This is a genomic window from Paenibacillus aestuarii, assembly GCF_027789125.1.
Lineage (GTDB): Bacteria > Bacillota > Bacilli > Paenibacillales > NBRC-103111 > Paenibacillus_E > Paenibacillus_E aestuarii.
This window is the reverse complement of the sequence record NZ_JAQFVF010000038.1, coordinates 76631-98834: the sequence shown is the minus strand read 5'-3', so window position 1 is coordinate 98834 and position 22204 is coordinate 76631. Positions and strand designations below refer to the sequence as shown.

Genomic DNA, 22204 nt, shown 5'->3' with positions numbered 1-22204 from the left:
TTCATAATGCCAAAGAAGTTCTCCATCACCGCGTTATCGTAACAATTTCCTTTGCGTGACATGCTTTGGGTAATTCCTTGTTTCTTCAAAGCATGTTGATACGGCTTCATCTGGTAGTGCCAGCCTTGATCCGAATGTAGGAGGAGTTCATCCTCTTCGGATAAGCGTTTAAAGGCCTTATCTAGCATCTCAGAGACTAAGGAATAAGTAGGGCGGGGCCCTACTGTGTAAGTGATAATTTCACCGTTAAACAAGTCCAAAACAGGTGATAAGTACAGCTTTTCTCCAAATAGCTTAAATTCCGTAATATCGGTAACCCATTTCTCATTTGGTTTTTCCGCGTGAAAATTACGATTGAGTACGTTAGGTGCAATTTTACCTACTGTTCCTTTATGGGAACGATATTTCTTCATACGCACCACTGATTTCAAGCCTAATTCTTTCATGATACGCTGCACTTTTTTATGATTAACCCGATGTCCCCGATTATATAGTTCATCACGGATACGACGATAGCCATAACGTCCTTGATGTTCGATGTAAATGGATCGAATAAGGAGTTTTAGATCTTTGTCTAGATCGGGCTTATTCAACTGCTTTACCCAGTAGTAAAAGGTACTACGAGGGATGTCAGCAAACGCTAGCAATGCAACCACCGGGAATTCAAGCCTTAATTCATAGACTACTTGTGCTTTGTCTTGTTTGGTGATTTTTCCTTGTTTTGAACTAAGGCATTCAACTTTTTTAGATAGGTATTTTCCATACGCAAACGTTCTATTTCTGCTTTCAGAGCTTCAACTGAACCCTCCGCAGGTTCTAGTTTTTTCGAATTGTTCTCTTTCTTATTTGTCATAAGTGGGCGCCCCTTTTTCTTTGATTTCAGGGCGTCCTTTCCATCTTCATTAAATTGATTGCGCCATTTTCTAATGATCCCAGGGGAGGAAATATTAAAAATGACAGCAGCTTCATTTGGAGACGTCCCATGCTCGTTCATATAGTTGAGTACGTCTAGTTTAAATGACATGCTGTAAGCTGTATAGCTCTTTTCAAAAGCTTTTACCCCGTGATATTCGTATTGCCTAACCCACATACGTAAAACTTCATGGTTTATCCCTAATGATTTTGCAACGCTTTTAATTCCTTCCGTACCATTCTGATACTTAAAAATGGCCTTCAATTTCTCATCTAAACTGAAATTAGGCAAAAAAACTGCACCTCCATTGTTAGTCGTGTCTAACAAATGGGGTGCAGTTCGAAGGCGTAGGGCTGCCTTTTTTAGAATCGCTGGCAAGCGGTGTACCGGTCATTGTTACCGGATGGGGCGGGCAGATGGATTTTCTGACAAGTAAAAATTCGTTCTTGATCCCTTATCGGCTACAGAACCCTTTAACGAGCATGAGCAGCAGGCATTCGATTTCGCGAAAGATTGGCTACCTGTTTGCGCAGAAGGGGCAGCTTTGGGCGGAACCGGAACTGCCCAGCTTGAAGAAGATCATGAGAGTCGCATACGAGAATCCTGGTTTGTGTAAGCAGAAAGGTCTCCAAGGCAGGAGGGATGTGCTGGCTTTACCCTGGGACCGGGCAAGGGTGAAGATGAAGCGCGTGATTGAAACCGTGATTCGTTTCAAGAACTAGTTGGAGAGCGAATTAGAGTTGACCCAAAGGGACTCCCCTGCACCAGCTCGAAAAAACAAATAGCGGAAGCAACTCTTCCGCTATCTTTAGCATCCTTGATGTCACTCTTCGTTGGAGAATTATCATCGAGTTCTTTGCTTTTCTTCATGTGCAGTGGATTCACTACAACTTACTTATTTTTCTTTTAGAAAGTGAGTCTCAACCAGAGTGAATCGTTGGTAGCCATGCCAACGATAATCTCCTGGGAGTCTAGTTCTATTGAAATCTTCTGAAACCTGCTTTCGAATAAGTCAAACTATTCAGTATGCTCCTCCGCAAACGTCTAAAATAAAATTTTCCCATGACTTAAGCTACGATTCTAGAACTCACTTCTTACTCTTCAATCTCAGTTGATGCTCTATTGAATAGAAGAGAGAGACAAGCAACCCCGCCCAAAGCACTACTGCACCGGCTAACGGGAGGTTTAAAGCATTCGTTAAAACAGCACTGATAATAATTGCTATCACGAGAATAGATGCTAACCGCCCATCATCAACGAGCAGCCCCCACAATGTGGACAATACTTTCATCTCACATAACCTCCTTTTGCATCTCCGTAATTCGGGAACTTTGCCCCATTTGTCGCTTGCAGCGCTTGACAGTCAGCCAAGAAAACAACAATAAAGTGATGGTCATATACACGATTGACAGGTCCGCTTGCGGCCAATCAACACCAATTGCCTCGCCCACCCAGAAGGCACCAAAGCTCGTCAACATGACACCGACAATAAACTTCATTGAGTTTTCGGGCACCGATGCAAGTGGTTTACGCAAGATTAAGCCTGCAGCCAAAACTACGATCACGGCTACCACCGCACCTAGGATCGTATACTGCATCAGACCAGTGTCCGCAGTTTGCGAGCTGGAACCAAGCGTAAGAACAATAAAAATCGCTTCCAGGCCTTCTAGGAATGTGATGCTGAGTGTCGTCATAAAGCCAAACGAGTCGATCCCCTTCTTGTTTTCACCCGCTTTGCGCTGACGCTCCACCTCCTCCTCATAGCTCTCTGTTTCATCGTGGAGGGCCTTCAGACCGGAGTACCGAAGAATTGCTTTGCGCAGCCAACGTATACCAAAGAGCAGCATGAACAAACCGACAATCAATTGTACCCAGAAAAGATGAATGAATTGAACTAACGATTCTCCAATCCCAAACACAAGCACAATCAAAATCACTATAGCGGTGAGGGCCCCCGCCAGCGAGGTCCTCCAGCCACGAACCGTACCTACAGCCAAAATAATCGTCAATGCCTCTACAAATTCCACACTGGTTCCCAAAAAACTAGCTAACATTGCATACCAATTAAACAATAGCAATGACATCTCTTCCTTTCTATATCATTTTCTCAAAATGGTAAATTACGACACTTCTGATGTGGAAGGTGCAACATCGCCTGCTGCCCCGTAGGTATTTTGTCCGGGTGAACAAGCTCTATCGGCTGTTCAAACTCCGGAACATGGATCAAGTACCGGTACTTATGCCCCTGAAAGGAGCACTGCATAATTTCGCCCCTTACAATTTCATGAGACGCATAGTCGACATCTTTTATAGACTCCGAGAAGATCATCTGAACGTCATCAGGTCGAATACATTTCTTCTCAGGCATTCCTTTTATTTGGAGTATATTCGCGGGTCCCATAAACTTGGCAACATATTCGGAAACAGGTTCATAATATAGCGATTCTGGTGTGCCGAATTGCTCGCAACGGCCATTTTTTAAAATCATAATTTGATCCGCCATGCTCATCGCTTCCAGCTGATCGTGTGTTACATAAACAACTGTCATATTCAACTGTTTAAAAATCCTAACTAGTTCGTAACGCATCTCATTTCGAAGTCCCGCATCCAAAGAGGACAAGGGCTCATCCATTAAAATCAAATTCGGTCTCGGCGCTATTGCACGCGCCATCGCAATCCGCTGCTTCTGTCCTCCGGACAACTCGTGCGGAAACCTCGCAATGTACTCTTCCATATGAAAAATAGCAAGGGTTTCCATGACACGCTCTTTAAGCTCAGATCCTTTCATACCTCGAATCTTAAGACCAAATGCAACATTTTCAAATACATTCATATGCGGCCATAGAGCAAAATCCTGAAAGACCATCCCGATATTCCGCTTCTCAGTCGGTAACTCTCTACCCTTCTCCGATACAACAAGACCGTCAATCAAGATTTTACCGTCGTCAATGGAGATCAAACCTGCGATCACTTGAAGCAACGTCGTTTTACCACATCCCGATGGACCCAACAAAGCAAGGAACGTTCCTTCCTCGACCTCCAGATCAACACCGGCCAAAACCGTCTTCTCGCCAAAGTGCTTACGTACCGATTCAATTCGGAGGCTCATCTTAAAGCACCTGCCTTTCCACATCCAGATGGATTGCTGCCGAGCCTGATAAAGAATCTGTTGCATATCCTCTATTGATTCGCTTGTTCAATAACTCGCGCATCATTCGATCTGAATAGCTTCTCTTAACGTTCTTATAGACGAGTGCAAGTTGTTGCCCTGCACCATAAATAAGAAGTACCAAAACTACACCTAATATCGTAAGCGCGGCTCCTTTCTCCACCTGCAAATCATTGTAAAAATGTATGATTTGTACAGGGAAAACAGGTCGGCCGGGAGGATACAGTAACTCGGAAACAGGCAACTCAAAAATCAAATGGCTAAAAATGAGATATAAGGTTGCGGATACGGTCCCCGAAACCAAGGGGAACAAAATTTTGCGAAACAAAGTGAATAGTCCTGCTCCGCTAACCTGTCCAGCACTTAATAGAGAAGGGCTTATTTGGGTAATTGCTGCGATTTGGAGTCGAATCGCATTGGGTAATGAACCGGCGATATAGGCTAGAAACACACAAAACATCGTGCCGTACAAATTTAAGTGGAACGGAACCAGATAAGGAGCATTCCACGAGAATACGTAGCCGGCGGCTAGTACGATGCCCGGAATGGCAAGCGTAGACATCGTAAGCACGTAGAGCACCTTGGTGCTGAATCCTTGCCCCCGCTGGATGACGAAAGCCAAGCCAATGGCAAGGAGTGACGCGACAATTGCTGTTCCAAGTCCGAGGAGCAGCGATCTCAGTAAGGCCTGGTAGGATGCACTTCCAAACTTTAGAGCTTCCGCATAATTGTGCAAAGTTAGGTTCGCCAAGTGAATTCCTCTTGCCGAATTTTTCATAAACGAGCTGATCAAGATCCCGCTAAGCGGCATTGCCAACGCGATAAACAGGAATACATATGCGACCAATGATGTTGCAATCGTCTTTTTGCGCGTCGATCGGTAAGGTCTAATTTGATTTTTCACGGTGCTGTAAGACCCTTTGCCGAGTATCCACTTCTGACCCCACATCGCCAACGCAATGATTGCGATTAATACAATGGACAGAGCTCCCACCTGCGAGAAGTCGACAGGGCTCAAACTCAAAGCCTTATATATGGAATATGTCAACAACGGAATATGCGAATTGGGTACAAAAGCGGAGGCGAATCCGAAATCGCTTACCGATTCAGCAAAGGTGATTGTCGCTCCAGCTAAAATAGATGGGAACAACAATGGGATATTGATTTTCATCCAGATGCTCAGTGAATTGGCTCCCACTGTCCTGGCAGCTTCTTCGTAATCAGGTCCTAGTCCCCTTAAGCCTGTTAAGACTGAGAAAAAAATAACGGGAAATATACGAAAGGACATCGCCAGTATCAAACCGGCAGGTGTGAAAAACCAATCGAATCCCCCTAACGGAATACCGAAGATCTCACTTAGGATACCTTTGCGCTGCATCATTAAGACCCAGCCTTCAGCGATCAGATAAGATGGCGTGAAGAACACAAGCCATATTAATAAAGCAATTAATTTTACTCCATGTACTTGATTACGATAAACCAGAACGGCTAAAAAGGTGCCTAGTATAGAGCTAATCACTGCTGTAGCACCACCAAATAATAAAGCATCCAGAATCGACTTGTACGTGTAGTCATCTCTAAAAATTGTGGCAAAAGATTGTAAAGATATGTTTGCAAAGCCTTGCTCCATCAGCTTTGGGAATAGACTCTGCAGCAGAATCGTTCCAAGAGGGTATGCAATAAGGCCTAGTAGCACGAGAATACTAGGCCATATCAGCAAAAGCTTGTGAAGCTGGGCTTTGCTCAATCTAGTTCTGAACAATATTCTTAGTAAACCAAGTCTTGACTTCGGTCTCGTGCGAGGCGCCATCGACTGGATCTAACGTATTCCACTTGATACCGTCAGGGCGCAGACCTGCTTTCGTGGGTGCATCCTTGATAATGGATTCGAACAGCGCATCACCAGAATCAACGGTTTGGGCTATCTGTTGCGCTTCGGCACTTAGTACATAATCAACAAACTGTTTTGCGGCTTCAACATGAGGGGCTTTAACATCAATGGCAATGTTGTTGCTTAGCGTCGAAACTCCCGAAGCAGGATATACAATTTTAATTGGGTTATTCGGGTCCTTCATTTTGTTCAGGATCGCGGAATCCTGAGCGATAGCAAACTTGACTGTACCCTTTAGTAGGTTGGTAAGCGTTGGGCCATTGGAGTCAAATACGTTCAAACCGTTCGCTTTGAACTTCTTAAAGAAATCTTCGCCTTGAGGGATTCCGCCTTGAAGATTCATTAAACCAAGGACCGCCGAATAAGTCGGTCCGGAAATGCTAGGGTTGTTCATGGCTACAACGCCTTTATTTTCTGGCTTCAGCAAATCCGTCCAGTCCTTCGGCACTTCAGAGTCTTTCACAAGTTGCGAGTTATAACCGATTGCGCCTGCAGCTGTAATGGTTACCGGTGCGTACGCATGGTCAGTCGGTACTAACTTCTTTCCAATATCCGTATAATTGGCTGAGTTAGCCGGAGTATAATCCTTAAGCAGCATACCTTCATTATCTAAGCCTTGCATGCTAGGTGCGCCATCAGCCCAGATGATATCCCATTGCGGATTACTTTTTTCAGCAGTTACCTTTGCGAGTAAGGGACCCGTGGAATCTTGAACAAGCTTAACCGTAATTCCTGTTTTCTTCTGGAACGCATCCACCACGGCTTTATCAAAACCTGTAGCCGAATATACGACGAGTTCCTTAGCGCCTGCGGATGAGTTCTCAGAAGTTTGAACAGTGGAGTTGCTCGCAGCAGGTGTACTTGTTCCTGGAGTTGCAGATGTACTTGAAACGGGGGAATTGTTTGCACCACAGCCAGATACCATTAAAGCTACCATACTAATGAGCGAACCGAATAATACCAATCGTTTTTTCAAGCGATTTCTCCTCCTAAACATTTCCACGAATGTTCTACATGAAAAATTATATATCATTTTAGGAGTTTTGATAGTTAAAATATCATTAAAGTAATTCTAAGTTATTGTTAAGCTTTCCATGAAAACATATCTAGATCCCTTTCATATTACTTGGCTAATTGGTTTGAGAAGCGGCGCCGTAAGTTTTGAAGTGATTCCAAATTGGCAAGTGCTTGCTTCTCAATGCGAAATCCAACGGCAATAATCAGACTTTCAACGACTGCGGTAGGGGCCACCATAGAATGGAACTCCCACAATTCGCCACGGCAAACATAGAGGACAACTGTAGAATGATCGTTTAGGTCGGAGACAAGTCGATCTGTTATGACCACCGTAGGACACTTTAATTCTTTAGCATAATCAAGAATAACTTGAATCTCCGGAGCGATCTTAAAAAAGCCGAATAAAACGATTACATCCTCCGGTGACAGATGAATCATTGCTTCGTATACTTCAATTCCACTCTTGGGTATGATTTGAATATCGACACCAAAACGATTCAAACGAAACTGTAACAAGCTTCCAAGCCCTTCTGATGGCCCCGGAGCGAATACATAAATTCTCTTCGCTTGCGACATCGCGTCAACAGCAAGATTGAAACTGTCTCTAGATAGTTTATATGAGGTATCTCGCAAATATCCCGCCGTCCGTTCCAACATATCCCCTAGAAGATCGCCGTCAGAAATTTTATTAAATATATTGCTCATTTTTTTGGCCGGATTACTTACATCCAAGTCACGTAGACTGCTCTTGAGCTCCTTCAAATTCGCAATGCCAACAGCGCTCCAGAAACGAGAAATCGAAGCGATACTCGTCGGCACTTCTGCGGCGATATCTTTCTCATTCATGTAAGGCAGTCTATCTATATTTTTTTCAATAAAATCTGCAATATTTTTTTGAGTGGTGGATAATTTGTGAGTATCCCAATTAAATATGTTCTTCATCAAAGATCTTCCCTTTCATCCATGAGAATAAAACTGTGGCAATGAACTCATTATAGTTCAACAAACCAAAGATACCCATAGGATTAATAAAAAATTCAACTTAAAAGAGCAGTTTCTGCATATTCACTGCTCTTCTATCATGGTGACTTTTAACCAAGCGAAAATTAAGATTAATTAATACGATTACTAGTCTATACACCAATATATATTTGTCCTCGATGAATACGATAATCCGAAGAATTATCCAGTGATTTGGAAGGTGGTAATTCATTTGCGGATTTTAATTATTGCCCCAGAGCAAATCCCAGTCCCTCCACCAGTAGGAGGATCTGTCGAACACTGTATTTTTCAAATTGCAAAAAAAATATCATCCAAGCATTCTGTGACGATTGTAAGTCGTTGGCGCTCCGGTTTCCCAAAGAAAAGTATTCACGGGCATATTACTATCATTCGTGTCCCAGGTTCGACCAAAAAAGCATACTTAAACAACGTGCTGCAGTACATCAGATACCACCGTTATGATGTGATTCAGATCGATAATCGTCCTCGCTTTATCCCTGTCATTCGAAGAACGTTCCCACACTCCAAAATCTCCCTATTTCTTCACTCCACAACATTCATCTCGCCTCCAATGACCTCAGTCCGGCAGGCTGCTTCCGATCTCAAATATGCAAATTTGATTATCGGGAACAGTCGTTCTTTGCGTAGTTATCTAATAAAGACATTCCCATCGCAAAGTCACAAAGTGCGATTTGTTCATCTTGGCGTTGACTTGCATGCCTTTCGCCCTCGTAAAATGCGGAAAGCAAAAGGCCGCTCGTTCGTGATTCTATTTGCCGGGAGACTGATACCTCGTAAAGGAATTCCCGTTTTAATAAAAGCAGTCAAAATCGTAAGAAAAACTGTGCCAAATGCCAGGCTTTCTATTGCCGGTGGTACCGGTGACCCGAGCTATAGGCTGCATCTAAGACGCCTCGCCTCCAAGTTGAAAATTCCTGTAACCTTTAAAGGATACGTTTCTCGCCGCAGCATGCCAAGGTTCTATAACTCCGGTGATTGCTTTGTATGCCCGTCTCAACGTCATGAGGCCTTCGGTCTAGTAAATGTTGAAGCCATGGCTTCCGGCACGCCAGTGGTCGCGTCACGCAATGGGGGTATACCGGAAATTATTCAACATCAGCGAAATGGACTATTAGTAACGAAGTATACGAGCCCCTCTGCCTTTGCCAAACAAATCTTAATTATTGCTCGCAATAGGAAAAAAGCTAAAAAACTTGTCAGACAAGCTCGCATTGATGTACAACAACGATTCAGTTGGCGTTTGACGGCAAAGCAGTTGACTGGAATTTACGCTTCAAAACGTTAAAAAGATGTACCCCCACCCTAAATGATTTTTTTCTCTCATTTATCCAATTGAGACCACGCTGGTCTAATATGCCAAGGTCGAGCATGACATACTGCTCGATCTTTTTCATTGTTTTCTCATTTGGATAGATTAAAGTGATATCAAAATATATGGTGGGAAACCACTTATACGAAAGGAAACTGAGTATGGAATTAAACCAAAGTAAGCTAAAAATCCTACTTAATAAAGTGCCGCAAGTTACTATTTTCTTTTGGATCATCAAGGTATTATGCACGACGGTTGGAGAAACCTTTGCTGATTTCATTAATTTCAATCTTGGATTTGGTTTATCTGTTACAACCATCATTATGGGATTAGCATTTTTCTTCGTACTGATATTTCAATTCAAAGCAACGAAATATGTTCCCAGCCTCTATTGGTTGACGGTCGTGCTGATTAGCGTATTCGGGACGTTAGTTACCGATAACTTGACAGACAATATCGGCGTACCACTTGAAGTAAGTACGATCGTATTTTCCGTACTGCTTGGTGTTGTTTTTCTGTTGTGGTATCTAAGTGAAAAAACACTTTCGATCCATTCGATTTATACAAGAAAAAGAGAGGTTTACTATTGGCTTACTATTCTTTTCACATTTGCTCTGGGAACAGCTGTCGGGGACTTATTTTCCGAACAACTCGGTCTAGGATATCTTAACACTGGATTAGCAGTCCTCTTTATTAATGCTTGTGTTTTCTTAGCTTGGAAATACTTGAAGCTTGACGGAATCTTAGCATTCTGGATTGCGTATATTCTAACCCGACCACTTGGAGCATCTTTGGGCGACTATTTATCTCAACCTAAAGCGAATGGCGCATTAGGTTTGGGGACAACTGTAACGAGTATCATTTTTCTTCTTGCGATCTTAGTGATAATTGTTTTTCTTGCTGTAACAAAACTTGATGTGACAGTAAAGAATGAGATGCCACAAACGGATGAGCCAAATCGAAATAAGAAAAATGTTCTGACTCAAACAATCGCGGTATTGTGCATATTCTTAGTCGTTGGTATAGGTGGTTATATTGAATTAAGCAATCATATTTCATCTACATCAACAGCAGCTTCTTCACAATCCATTGGATCGGACAACCAATCACAAGCTAATAAACTAGCTGGTCAGTTAACTGATTTTATTAAAATTGAAAACGATATGTTAAATAATATTGCTTCCAATGACTTTGCTTCGGCGAAAAAAGGAGCTGATGATTTGGAACATCAATGGGATGCTGCTGAGCCTAAGCTCAGAAAATTAGATGGCAAAGCCTGGACTCAAATTGATGGAACAGTTGATATCGTATTAGCTGCAACACGTTCAAGTAGCCCTGATGCCAGCAAATCCAAAGCTGCACTGAACAATTCACTCGGTACTTTAAATGATGCAAATCACTCAGCAGCAACGCAAAATGATTCTTCGCCAACACCTACCCCTGCTGAAAAGTCACAGACCGAAGCGTCAACAGAGAAAGGAAAATCACAAGATGCTGCTTCACATAATAAATTAGCCGGTCAGTTAACAGATTTTATTAAAATCGAAAATGACATGCTAAACGATATTAGCTCTAATGACTTTGCCGCGGTGAAAAAGGGAGCAGACGATCTAGAACATCAATGGGATACGTCGGAGCCTAAGCTTAGGAAAGCGGATGGTAAAACATGGACCCAAATAGATGGAACAATCGATGTGGTCTTGGCTGCCGCCCGGTCAAGCAAATTTGACACCGGCAAGAGCATTTCTGCAATTTACTCTTCGCTCGCTGTTTTAAAAAGAGAAAATAACTAAAAAAAAGGATGTCTGAATTCAGACATCCTTTTTTTTAGTAAACTGATAAAGATCATCTCTATGTTTCAGCGTACAAACAGTCGCTGCTTCGCAGTGAAGAACGGAAGCGTGCGCTTTCGCTCACTCCTACACTAGCCCATTCTTATGTGCATACACCGCCGCCTGAGTCCGATCGTCAACCTCCAGCTTGGCCAAAATATTTGTAATGTGCGTTTTAACTGTCTTTATCGCTATGCTTAACTCGTCAGCAATTTCCGTATTTGTCCTGCCTTCGGCAATGAGTTGCAACACTTCCAGTTCTCTAGCTGTCAGCTCCTCATGTGGGCGCCGCTCTTCTGCAGTGCTGCGCATTCGTGAAAGTACCTTACCCGTCACTTTGGCTTCTAATACTGGCTCGCCCTTTGCAGCGGCGCGAATCGCATCCGCAATCTCTTTAGCCTTCGTTGTCTTAAGCAAATAGCTCAATGCACCCGCTTCCAACACAGGATACACTTTATCATCGTCCATAAAGCTAGTAAGAACGATGATTTTCGCTGACGGCCTTTTTTTTACGATCTCCCGTGTAGCTTCAATCCCATTCATGACCTCCATAACCAGATCCATCAGAATCACGTCCGGGTTTAACTCCGCGGCGACTCGCACACCTTCTGCTCCGTTTCCTGCTTCCCCTACCACATCAATATCTGGTTGCGTGTCTAAATAAGCAGCCAGCCCCATTCGTACCATTTCGTGATCATCGATCAATAATACACGTATCAAGGCCCTATCTCCCCTCTGTACTCACAATAGGCACTTTTACATCAACTTGCGTCCCTTTCCCCGGCGCTGACACGAAATCGACGACCCCGCCGATTTCGTTTGCCCGCTCTTGCAGAGTCTTCAATCCGTAAGATGTGTCTTTTACATCACCGGTCTCAAAGCCAATGCCATTATCAGTCACTCTCAAATGAAGCATGCGGCTGTCCACAACACGAAGCTTAACTGACGCCGAAGTAGCCTGAGAGTGACGCAAGACATTGGACATGCCCTCTTGTACCATCCGGAACAAGTGATCTTCAATCCCCTTGGAAAGTTCGGGAAGATGATCTGCCAGCTCCCAACGCAGCTTGATCTGTTGCTGCTTTTCCACGCATTCAAGAAGGAACTGCTCTATAGCTTCATTTAAGCTTTTGCCAGCCAATGTCGGCGGACGGAGCTGCATAAGCAGTGCCCTCATCTCGCTCTGCGCTGTCTCAGCCAGATTCTCCACAGCGGCGATTCTTTTCCGCAGCTTTCCTTCGCCAAGTTCATCACTTTCAAGTATCGCTGCAGTCATCATCGATATCGCAAACAGTTGCTGGCTTACCGCGTCATGAAGATCTCGAGCAATCCGTTGCCTCTCCTCCAATACAACGGTCCGATTTGAACGCTCCAAAAGCTCCGCTTTCTCAGCCGATAACTTTTGGAGAGAAGCAACTTGCCGTTCAATTTGTTCAGCCATCTCGTTTAAATGCAGACCTATCAACCCAATCTCATCTTGTCTGCGATTGACATCGATTTGAAGCCTGTGGCCGTAGCGCCCTCTTCCAAATTTATATACCGCGTCACCGAGTTCTTCCAAACGTACTTTCATCTTTCTCGCGATGGAATGTCCAACGAACGCCCCCAACATGACGACGAAAAAGCCAATCCACAGCATAACAGGGATATTGAGCCATTCGACTAAGAGGATCACACGCAGTGTCAAATCGAAAATAATCAGAAACGTGGCTGTAGTCAAAATGAATACAACTAAGGCGAGAACGCTGCATAGTGCTGAAAGCTTCCAACGGATACTTGCGGTTGAACGATCATTCATAACCATCTCACGGTCACATCGCCTATACCGGTGGTTAATCTCAGTAGGACCTTCCTTTCCGCATCTTGATAATCCGAAGTAATGAACTGCCCGCGATACTTCTTCCGCTCGCCGAACAAGTCTACTGTACCGATACGGGCTGAACACATCATGTTTACCTCAAGATCGTAGGGTACATAGATGCTGACGCTACCTACCCACCGGCTTACATCAATCTTCATCTCCCCTTCAGGGATCATCATTTTGGACAAATCTAGATGCAAATCACCAAATTTGGGGGATGTACTTAGCCCCTTCAGCTTTTGCATCAGCTCGTGTCTTAGGATCGCAAATACCGTTAAAAGCCGACTGCTTGTGTTTACTTGCAACTCGCTATTTTCCACCATTTTCCTCCACACCTTTTCAGCAACCGCCGGTCTCCTCCCGAGAATGAGTAATAATCCAATAAAAAGAAGGGCTGTACCTGTTACCGTACCAGGAATATTCATTTTCATGGATACAGCTATATGATAAGCTGCCAGCATAAAAGCTGGTAAGCCAAGCCACGACCACATCGTTCTGTAGAGCAGATACCCAACGCCTATCCAAAAAAGAGGGTCCAGCAATGCATAGCCTCCGTGACTTAAGAAGACACCAGCGTATGTGGAAGTAAATAAAATGATAAATCCGGTCCATGGATTCCACACTAGTTTCATCACTGTTTGTCTGACCCTCCTTTCGAGTGAATTTTAATGTTTCCGTCACCTGAATTTAATACGATTGGAACGACACCTTGCCCGCTCCTCCCATGAAACACATTCGTTTGTTTGCTATCTAATGGATTCGATAGGTAAGAACTGTTCTCAACAATTCCATGACTAGCAGAAGCATCAAGTGTAAAATCCCCAGCAGGTGGCAGTTCTAACGTAATGTCTCCAGAAGCTGCTTTCACATTTATAGGTTTAACAATCTGCTTAAGACCAAGATTCATTTGTCCTTTACCAAGCTCCGCTTGAAGTCCGCCCACGTAATCGGACAAATTCATATCTCCCTTGTCGATCGTTGCCTCCAAATCGCCCTTATAATCGGTGAGTTTGAAGTCTCCTTTGCCTATCTTCAGAGTACCTTTTGCGCCAGTACTTTCATTAACGCTCATGTGCCCAGCTGCTATGGACGTAGCCCAGCTTCCTGAGAATTGCGAAAGACTGACGTCACCTTTACCCATAATGATGTCTGCCTGGTTCGCCGTCACCAACTCCGCTTCAAATACACCGGTCTTTAGCTCCGTATGCAGATTGCCATCTACTTTGTACAGGTCAACTTTCCCTGATTCGATATTCATTGAATTGGTGTCTATTTTAGATTGCCGCGCGTATAGCCTACCCTTTTCTATCGTTAATTGAAGCTCACTCAATGTTACATTCATAAGCATCATTTCCCCATGGTCAACGCTGACCTCCAAGCGCTCCAGATCAAGCTTGTGCTGCTCCGAAATGCCAGCAAAAGTAACTTGACTATGATTAGCTGCTACAGAAACAGTCCGGCCAAAGGATTCAGGCAAATGAACCACTACCGTAGTTTCAATTGGAAATAAAGACAGTGGCCTGCGTGTAAGTGAGATATTTAGACGATTCCCTTGGCGTTTTAGAACAACCTCACCGTTTGCTTCTGAAGTAACGGCCAAATCATCCCTGTCTTCCTTCACAATGTGGACGTCGACATCTCTGCTATCTATATGAACCTCTTGCATGTCGCTTTGAATCTGTGCCGTTTCTTCTTGTGATCCCCACAGTGGCTTATGTTGCGACATAGACAAGGCGATAATCAGGAAGCCAGCCAACATAACGATTATTCCGATGATCCGTCTCATAAGCATTCTCCTTTCTACGGATTCACCGTCTACTCTCTTTATGCATCCAGTATATCGGAAACACCTCAAATGCCCTACAAGCCATGGTTTGATTTGCTCTAAGACCGTGGTCTTAGTTTCTAGTTGCAGTGGTCTTATATGTAGTTACAACCGGGGTACGTTTTAAAGAATGCATAAGTATTTTACCATAGAGTCATAACGAATCACGCAGGAGGAAATGACTATGAACATCCAAAGGCTCAAGCCGCTTCTAATTGCTTTATGCTCGCTTTCAATTATTCCGTTACTTGGAACTATATACGTTCATTTGAATCATGCCGGTGGTACATCACATAGCTTAGTCACTGACTTGGATAGGCAGCTTCCCTTTTTGAAAGTCTTCATTCTTCCCTATATGGGCTGGTATGCCTTTCTAATTCTTGCTTTCATTTATTTGGCAGTAAAACAACGAGAAGTTTATTACGAAACCTTGCTGCAATTTATCTTCGGGCTTCTTACATGCTATGCCATCTATGCCCTCTATCAAACATATGTACCGCGGCCTGAGCTAGTTGGCAACGACTTTCTGACAAAAGCTGTCCGCCTCGTATACAGTACGGACGAACCGCTAAACTGTTTTCCAAGCACGCATGTACTGACGTCCTATTTGATGATGAAAGCCTACCTTCGATCTAGTTCCGTTGCCAAGCCCGTCCGAATTTTAGTTACCGTCATGTCGCTTCTGATTATCGCATCTACACAATTTGTCAAACAACATGTCTTGCTTGACATCGCTGGCGCCATTGCCGTAGCTGAAACGGCCATCTACGCGATACGCCGTCTGCGTCAATACGCGTACGGTAATAACTACTCCCTTAGTATGTTGAAATTAGAGGTGGATTTGCCACAGTCTACCCAAGCATTGAAACGAGGTGCTTAAGGCATGCAGCATGAAAAAATATTGCTATTAACGGGATCCCTAGGCGATGGTCACATTCAGGCAGCAAATGCCATTATGGAGGCCGCGAAGCTGCGCTGCCCGGAAGTAGAGATCGTCTCCGTCGATTTTATGGAATGGGTTCATCCTCAATTGCATGTAGTTGGACAGTTCTGTTACTTGCAGTGGGTGAAAAACCTTCCTTCCATGTACGGATACTTCTACCGCAAAACACGCAGTGATAACAAATGGTCCACTCTATTCAAAAAAATCCGTTCCTTTCGAACTTATCGGATGATGGAGCTGCTGCGTAGTGTGCAGCCAACTCGAGTCGTCAGCACGTTTCCCGGAGCAGCTGCAGCTATGTCGTTCCTCCGTTCCACTGGGCTGACGGATGTTCCGACAGCCACCGTCATTACTGACTATACCGATCACAGCTACTGGATTCATCCTTTTACCGATCGTTATCTGGTAGGAGCCGATCATGTGAAAGATGCACTTCTGAATTACGGAGTGCCAAGCTCTCAGATTGAAGTAACCGGCATTCCGATTCGCCAATCTTTCTCCAGATCTTATGACCGCGGTGAATTATTAAAGAAATACGGATTAAATCCGGATAAGTCTGTCGTTCTTGTCATGGGCGGGGGCTGCGGTTTGATTGGTAAAAGTATGCTGTCTCAATTGCAGAGCGGTAATCTTACAGAAAAAGTACAGTTCGTTGTCGTCTGCGGGCGTAATAAAAAACTTCAGATGTCACTGGAGGAAGAATTACTGCGAATGGGAGATGCAGAATTCGATCTCCGTAACTTTCGAATTACTGGTTATGTCAATGAAGTTCATGAACTGATGGCATTATCCGACTTAATCGTGACCAAACCAGGGGGGCTCACTGTTAGCGAGGCACTTTCGCTCGAACTTCCCATGCTGCTGTTTAAACCACTACCTGGCCAAGAACAAGATAATGCTGCTTTCCTTGTAGGGGCTGGTGCCGCTTTGGAAGCATCCAACGAAAGCGAGTTGACGAGTTTTCTGCAACAAGTGCTTGCAAATGACTCACATCTAAATCGCATGAAAGAAGCAGCCCAGTTGATTAGTCGAAAGCATAGCGCAGCCACTGCCTTTGAAGCAATTATGGGAATGGAAAATCCATATATTCCAACGCGTAAAATTGATTTTCCTTTCGTTGTTGCCGCGAATACGTAAGATCCGTTATCGAAAGGATGATGATTTTTTTATGATTGGCCAATCTGTCTTTATTATTATCATCGTATTTATAGCTTTGTATGTGATCTTACCTTTTGTTATAACCCGTATACTCGGTATTGGGGTTATCCGAAAAGGTGAAAATTCACAGGAAGTTGCTTTTACTTTTGATGACGGGCCAAATCCGGTTTACACCCCACTCCTTCTCGATTTGCTGCGTAAATACGGGGTTAAAGCCACCTTCTTCGTTCTCGGAGAAAAGGCTGCAGCTTATCCCGAGCTCATACGTCGAATGCAGCGGGAAGGGCATCTTATCGGAGTCCATAACTATACACACCGGATGAATATCTTAATGCCGCCGTGGGTAGTTAGACAGGATGTAAAACGATCTGCAGATGTGATCAAGTCTATCACTGGCAAACGGCCACATTATTATCGACCACCGTGGGGAATCTTCTCACTTCCTGATCTACTTTTAATAAAGCGATATACTTTTACAATCTGGTCTGTGATGAGCTTCGATTGGAGGAGAGATACCGCGGAGAAGAAATTAAAGGACAAGCTAATGCGGCAACTCGCCTACACTTTAAATCTTAAAAAAGAAGGCGCGATTGTACTGCTTCATGACTGCGGCAATACTTGGGGGGCAGATTCAGAAGCACCGAAATATATGCTTCTTGCTCTTGAAAAGGTTCTATCTGAACTTAAGTCTAATGCAATCCATTATGTACGTTTAGATCAGATGACTTTAGCTTCGAGTGAAATGCACGATGTGAACGAAGCCGTCGAGCTACCTCTTTAGCCCCAATGTACTTTTTTCTATGTTTGTTTGAAATTATAAAGGAGGATGTAAATTGATTAATAATAGTTTAGCCAAGAAAATTCCTGAAGTATCCCTTTATTTTTGGATCATTAAAGTATTGACAACAGGGATGGGTGAAATATTTTCCGATTATCTTGATCGCCAATTTGGTACAGTAGCAGGTGCGGTAACTGCAGTATTACTTGTTGGTTCATTAGTACTTCAGATGAGAGCGAAAAAATATGTAACTTGGATCTACTGGCTAGTTGTAACGATGATAAGTATATTTGGTACAATGGTAGCCGATATTATGAGTTTTGCCTTAGGAAGATCTCCGATCGTATCAACAGTGTTTTATGCCGTCTTACTAACCATCATTTTCGTCATTTGGTATAAGAAAGAGAAAACGTTGTCTGTCGATAGCATAACGACACCGAGAGCCGAGGGCTTTTATTGGGCAATGGTATTTGCTACTTTTGCCCTCGGTACTGCAGCTGGAGATATGTCAGCTCAAGAACTTCATTTAGGCTTCTTAAATTCAGGTATTATTTTCACGATCTTATTAATTGTACCCGCATTACTATACCGTTATTTAAACTTAAATAAAATTTTTGCATTTTGGTTTTCCTATATCATGACAAGGCCAGCTGGGGCATCCTTTACGGATTGGATGTGTTCTCCTCCTCGAATGGGGGGCCTAGGTTTTAACAGAGGGGAAGTTAGCTTAATTCTAACAATCTTAATCGTTATCTTAGTGGCCTATATGGGGATTACCAAAAAGGATATTAAAAGTGAAAGAATGGCCATTCAACTTTAAAAAAATTTTCATGATACTACTGCATAAAAACACTCTAAACATAACATCAAAATTGCCCGTACACCTTATTGATGTACGGGCTTTTCTTACATAATTTTAGTTAGCCTAGTCATATCCAGCTGCTTTTATTATTATATGAAAATATTCTAACCGAATCTCCTTACTATTTGTCCACTACTTCTCCATTCACTCGCATAATTTGTTTACAACAGAACTAGAAAAGAGTGATAAATGAAATGGTGAAAAGACATTACAAAATCGTTCAGGTTATATCAAATTCCCCGAACGCTAAACCTATCCCCACAGCCAATCAAGGCGGGACAGAAAAGATTGTTTATGAACTCACGGAGAGTTTAGTTAAACGCGGACACGATGTGTATGTTTTCGCTGCAAAGGGAAGCAGAACTAGTGCCAAGCTGATAACGTATCCAAAAAAACTTAAAAAGGGGGCAATTAAAAAATTTGTTCTTCGCAGAATCCCCTCAAAAATTGATATTATCCATGATCATACTTTTAATTCAGCATTAGGTAAGGCTCGATTGCGAATTCCGACTGTTTGTACGATACACATGCCATCAAAAAATCGTGTCAAATATCCTGTATATGTAAGCCGAAGAGCAAGAAAAGTAATGGGAAATAACAGAGGATTTTGTGTTTATAACGGAATAAATCCAAGTGAATACCAGTTCAGTTCAAAGAAAAACGACTATCTCTTATTTTTGGGTAGAATCATCAAGGAAAAAGGAGTTTTACATGCAATAACAATTGCAGAAAAAACGCATAAAAGATTGATTATCGCAGGTCCAATTAAAGATAAACATTTATTTCAAAAGTATATTGCTCCTAGGATTCGTTCTAATCCAAGGATTCATTATGTAGGACCAGTAGGTGGCAAGCGGAAGCAAGAGCTTTTGAAACATGCAAAATGCGTGTTGTTCCCTTCAATTTGGGAAGAACCTTTTGGCTTAGTTATGATCGAAGCGTTGGCATGCGGTACTCCAGTTATCGCGCTAAAAAGAGGTTCTGTCCCTGAGGTTCTTGCTGGGTTCCCCCAACTCATATGCAATTCTATACCTGAAATGATTAAAAAAGTGAATATAGGAATTTACCCAGCACCGGATAAGTTGCGAAAATATGTAATTAGCAGGTTTACTACCGCTAGGATGACAACTAAATATCTTCAGATATACAAAAGCCTTTTAAAGAAGAAAAGAGTCTAATTTCAATATATAGATTTCAAATTGCAATAAAGTGATAAAACTAGCAGCTAATCTTTACTGATTAGCTGCTAGTTTTATCCTTACCAGGAACAACAATAATATGATTTAAAATAAATTTTTTCTCTGCATCTGATAAATTTGAATTATGAATCAGAACTTCAATTCTCTGTTCCAATGAGTGAATCGTTTGTAAGAACTTGTCCATATCGCCTGTGAGTTCATCCATGTAAACGCTCCTCCTTCAATCGCATTTCCTTTGACATTCTTATAACCGAAAGCGATAACCTACTCCCCATACAGTTTCAATGTACTCTGAATTTACCGAAGCATCTTCGATCTTCTCCCTGAGTCTCCTAACGTGGACCGTAACCGTCTGTGCATCTCCCATTGAATCGACTCCCCATATTCTTTCAAACAGGTGTTCCTTACTATAGACCCGATTTGGATTTGTCGCCAGAAAATAAAGCAAGTCAAACTCTTTTATCGTTAACGAAATTTCACGATCGTGGATGAACACTCTTCTTGAATCAAAGTCTATGAGTAGCCCGCGAATACGAATCACTTCTTTATTTTCCTTCCCTCCCACCAGTCGCTCATACCTGGTCAGATGGGCTTTCACCCTGGCAACCAATTCACCAGGTTTGAACGGCTTCGTAATATAATCATCGGCGCCAAGCCCTAATCCGCGAATCACATCAACGTCTTCTTTCTTCGCCGTCACCATTAGAATCGGGATATTATGGGTCTCACGAATTTGTTTACAAACCACATACCCGTTAATAACGGGGATCATAAGATCCAAAATGATTAAATCGTATTCGCCTGACATCCCAAGCCGTAGTCCTTGTTCTCCGTCGGTAGCGATATCAGCTTGATAACCGCTTACTTCCAAGTAATCTCGCTCTAGTTCAGCGATCAGTTGCTCGTCTTCGACAATCAAAATTTTTTTCATTATCGTCCATCACTCACTTTATTTGATCTTAAAGGGAGCATTATGCTTACGCAAGTCCCCTCCCCCTTGACACTGCTGGCACGAATCGTACCCTCATGGCCTTCAATGATTTGTTTCGAAATGGCAAGGCCCAACCCACTCCCACCAGTGTGGCTGTTGCGCGAGGGATCCTCTCGATAAAATCGCTCAAAAATAAATGGGAGCGCCTCTTCTGATATCCCCAGACCATTGTCTTCAGTCTGAATGACTGCATGCTCACCAGACACATATGCACGCAAGTGAACGTTCTTTTCTTGTTTATTCATATATTTCAAGCAATTGCTCATAATGTTCGAAAACACGCGTCGGATCTTATCCCTATCCAGAGAGATAAGTGTATGTTCAGGCATCGCGATATCCGAAGCAAAATGCACACCTTGTTTTCCGAGTTCAAATTCCAGCTCATCGGACCAATCCAAAAGAAAGGCTTGCAGATCTACTGTTTCATAATTGAAAGGTATCTTTTTCAGATCGAGCTTGGAATATAAGAATAATTCATCGATTAAATGATCCATCTCTTCCGCTTTTGCAGATATGATCTCTACATAGCGATGTCTTTTCTCGGGCGTATCCGCAATCCCGTCACCTATGCCATCCACATATCCTCTAATAGCTGTGAGAGGTGTTCTTAAATCATGAGAGATGTTAGAAATGAGTTCCTTTCGATTTTCTTCATACTGAATTTGTGTTTGAATTGATGCTTTCAATTGGCTGCGCATTTGCTCAAACGCTAAACTTAGCTGGCCAATTTCATCTTTTGTTGTAATAGGAACGTGAACATCTAAATCACCGGATTTCATCCGATTCATCGCATTTTTCAATCTGAGCAGCGGTTTAATAATACTCCTTGAAACAAAGTAAGTTAACAGCGAGTGCGTGAGAATCAAAATAATCACCAAGACTGCAAACAGAATCGGGAAAAACTTCTGCGCAAAATGAACCAGCGGATTAACCTTAGTAGCAACAATTACGCTTGTTTGCTGGTGATCAGCGTTCTCATACTCGAAGTGAATCAGTTCAATCAATTGTTGGCCATACTTCACAGGATCTTCCCTGTCCAGGTGTCCTGAACGATCATAGACGGGTAATTGCCGAAGCAGTTCCGTGTTTTGAAGAGATGGTGATACATAAACTAATGTGCTCTGAGTACGCACGATTAAATTGGACTCACTCAGCTGAAGCTCCTGGTTGATATCTGTCAAATAACTTAAATCAGACAACATCACTGGATTGTTTTCAGATGTTCTTTTCAACTCCTTCATCACGCGTTCGACATTATGATTTTCAAATATGCCGCCCGTAGAACGATATTGATCACGAATGCTTTGAATATCGCCCCGAAATACAACGACCAAAAGAAGTGCGGTAATCATCATAAGAATCAGCGGAATGATTAGCATAGCGGCATAGGAAAGTAATAATTTGAAGCGAATGGACACTTGAAATGACCCCAT

Annotated in this window: 21 protein-coding genes and 1 pseudogene; 8 read left to right on the top strand and 14 right to left on the bottom strand. The window is 42.9% G+C overall.

Translation table 11 applies throughout. The features are described from left to right. Positions 1-1204 (bottom strand): annotated as a pseudogene (locus O9139_RS17940) (IS3 family transposase); the annotation flags it as partial. Positions 1205-1245: 41 nt separating this feature from the next. Here O9139_RS17940 and O9139_RS17935 point away from each other — a divergent pair. Then, entirely contained in the window at positions 1246-1635 is a 390-nt protein-coding gene (locus O9139_RS17935; protein WP_270880844.1) for a glycosyltransferase, read from the top strand. A gap of 365 nt (positions 1636-2000) precedes the next feature. On the opposite strand, the gene O9139_RS17930 is transcribed toward O9139_RS17935, so the two are convergent. The 6 genes from O9139_RS17930 to O9139_RS17905 form a co-directional block, all read right to left on the bottom strand. Then, positions 2001-2204 (bottom strand): hypothetical protein, encoded by a 204-nt coding sequence (locus O9139_RS17930; protein WP_270880843.1) that lies wholly within the window; start codon positions 2202-2204, stop codon positions 2001-2003. A gap of 1 nt (position 2205) precedes the next feature. After that, complete coding sequence (locus O9139_RS17925) at positions 2206-2991, bottom strand: COG4280 domain-containing protein (protein ID WP_270880842.1); 786 nt, start codon at positions 2989-2991, stop codon at positions 2206-2208. Between the two features lie 29 nt (positions 2992-3020). Beyond that, the gene (locus O9139_RS17920) at positions 3021-3971 is read right to left on the bottom strand and encodes an ABC transporter ATP-binding protein (RefSeq protein ID WP_270880841.1); all 951 of its coding nucleotides are present in this window, start codon (positions 3969-3971) and stop codon (positions 3021-3023) included. 52 nt (positions 3972-4023) lie between these two features. After that, complete coding sequence (locus tag O9139_RS17915; protein ID WP_270880840.1) at positions 4024-5712, bottom strand: ABC transporter permease; 1689 nt, start codon at positions 5710-5712, stop codon at positions 4024-4026. A 118-nt stretch (positions 5713-5830) separates the two neighbouring features. Continuing rightward, the gene (locus O9139_RS17910; RefSeq protein WP_270880839.1) at positions 5831-6949 is read right to left on the bottom strand and encodes an ABC transporter substrate-binding protein; all 1119 of its coding nucleotides are present in this window, start codon (positions 6947-6949) and stop codon (positions 5831-5833) included. A 146-nt stretch (positions 6950-7095) separates the two neighbouring features. Next, entirely contained in the window at positions 7096-7932 is an 837-nt protein-coding gene (locus O9139_RS17905) for a MurR/RpiR family transcriptional regulator (protein WP_270880838.1), read from the bottom strand. 271 nt (positions 7933-8203) lie between these two features. On the opposite strand from O9139_RS17905, the gene O9139_RS17900 reads away from it, so the two are divergent. Next, a complete protein-coding gene (locus tag O9139_RS17900) occupies positions 8204-9298 on the top strand; it encodes a glycosyltransferase family 4 protein (protein WP_270880837.1) in 1095 nt (364 codons plus the stop codon). Positions 9299-9483: 185 nt separating this feature from the next. Next, complete coding sequence (locus tag O9139_RS17895) at positions 9484-11115, top strand: COG4705 family protein (RefSeq protein WP_270880836.1); 1632 nt, start codon at positions 9484-9486, stop codon at positions 11113-11115. Positions 11116-11241: 126 nt separating this feature from the next. Here O9139_RS17895 and O9139_RS17890 read toward each other — a convergent pair whose 3' ends face one another. Genes O9139_RS17890 through O9139_RS17875 form a run of 4 tightly spaced genes read right to left on the bottom strand, consistent with a single transcriptional unit; the run spans position 11242 to position 14801 of the window. Further along, positions 11242-11874 carry a response regulator gene (locus O9139_RS17890; protein ID WP_270880835.1) on the bottom strand — a complete coding sequence of 211 codons (633 nt, stop codon included), beginning with the start codon at positions 11872-11874 and terminating at the stop codon, positions 11242-11244. Between the two features lie 4 nt (positions 11875-11878). Beyond that, positions 11879-12952, bottom strand: coding sequence for a sensor histidine kinase (locus tag O9139_RS17885; protein ID WP_270880834.1), 1074 nt, complete (start codon positions 12950-12952; stop codon positions 11879-11881). Next, a complete protein-coding gene (gene liaF / locus O9139_RS17880; RefSeq protein ID WP_270880846.1) occupies positions 12949-13647 on the bottom strand; it encodes a cell wall-active antibiotics response protein LiaF in 699 nt (232 codons plus the stop codon). Before liaF ends, O9139_RS17885 begins: the two co-directional genes overlap by 4 nt. Beyond that, positions 13647-14801 (bottom strand): DUF4097 family beta strand repeat-containing protein, encoded by a 1155-nt coding sequence (locus O9139_RS17875; RefSeq protein ID WP_270880833.1) that lies wholly within the window; start codon positions 14799-14801, stop codon positions 13647-13649. The genes liaF and O9139_RS17875 overlap by 1 nt, the downstream gene beginning before the upstream one ends. Before the next feature lie 223 nt (positions 14802-15024). Between O9139_RS17875 and O9139_RS17870 the strand changes: the two genes are divergently transcribed. The 5 genes from O9139_RS17870 (at position 15025) to O9139_RS17850 (ending at position 19759) form a co-directional block, all read left to right on the top strand. Next, entirely contained in the window at positions 15025-15720 is a 696-nt protein-coding gene (locus O9139_RS17870) for a phosphatase PAP2 family protein (RefSeq protein ID WP_270880832.1), read from the top strand. 3 nt (positions 15721-15723) lie between these two features. Continuing rightward, positions 15724-16920, top strand: a complete 1197-nt coding sequence (locus O9139_RS17865; RefSeq protein ID WP_270880831.1) for an MGDG synthase family glycosyltransferase — start codon at positions 15724-15726, stop codon at positions 16918-16920. Between the two features lie 31 nt (positions 16921-16951). Then, positions 16952-17722 (top strand): polysaccharide deacetylase family protein, encoded by a 771-nt coding sequence (locus tag O9139_RS17860; protein ID WP_270880830.1) that lies wholly within the window; start codon positions 16952-16954, stop codon positions 17720-17722. A 52-nt stretch (positions 17723-17774) separates the two neighbouring features. Then, positions 17775-18539: a COG4705 family protein gene (locus O9139_RS17855; RefSeq protein WP_270880829.1), complete on the top strand. Its 765-nt coding sequence runs from the start codon at positions 17775-17777 to the stop codon at positions 18537-18539. Positions 18540-18775: 236 nt separating this feature from the next. Next, positions 18776-19759, top strand: a complete 984-nt coding sequence (locus O9139_RS17850) for a glycosyltransferase family 4 protein (protein WP_270880828.1) — start codon at positions 18776-18778, stop codon at positions 19757-19759. A 61-nt stretch (positions 19760-19820) separates the two neighbouring features. On the opposite strand, the gene O9139_RS17845 is transcribed toward O9139_RS17850, so the two are convergent. Genes O9139_RS17845 through O9139_RS17835 form a run of 3 tightly spaced genes read right to left on the bottom strand, consistent with a single transcriptional unit; the run spans position 19821 to position 22189 of the window. Beyond that, positions 19821-19985, bottom strand: coding sequence for a hypothetical protein (locus O9139_RS17845; protein WP_270880827.1), 165 nt, complete (start codon positions 19983-19985; stop codon positions 19821-19823). Positions 19986-20024: 39 nt separating this feature from the next. Then, positions 20025-20711: a response regulator transcription factor gene (locus tag O9139_RS17840; RefSeq protein ID WP_270880826.1), complete on the bottom strand. Its 687-nt coding sequence runs from the start codon at positions 20709-20711 to the stop codon at positions 20025-20027. Continuing rightward, a complete protein-coding gene (locus tag O9139_RS17835; protein ID WP_270880825.1) occupies positions 20711-22189 on the bottom strand; it encodes a sensor histidine kinase in 1479 nt (492 codons plus the stop codon). The genes O9139_RS17840 and O9139_RS17835 overlap by 1 nt, the downstream gene beginning before the upstream one ends. Between the last annotated feature and the right edge of the window lie 15 nt (positions 22190-22204).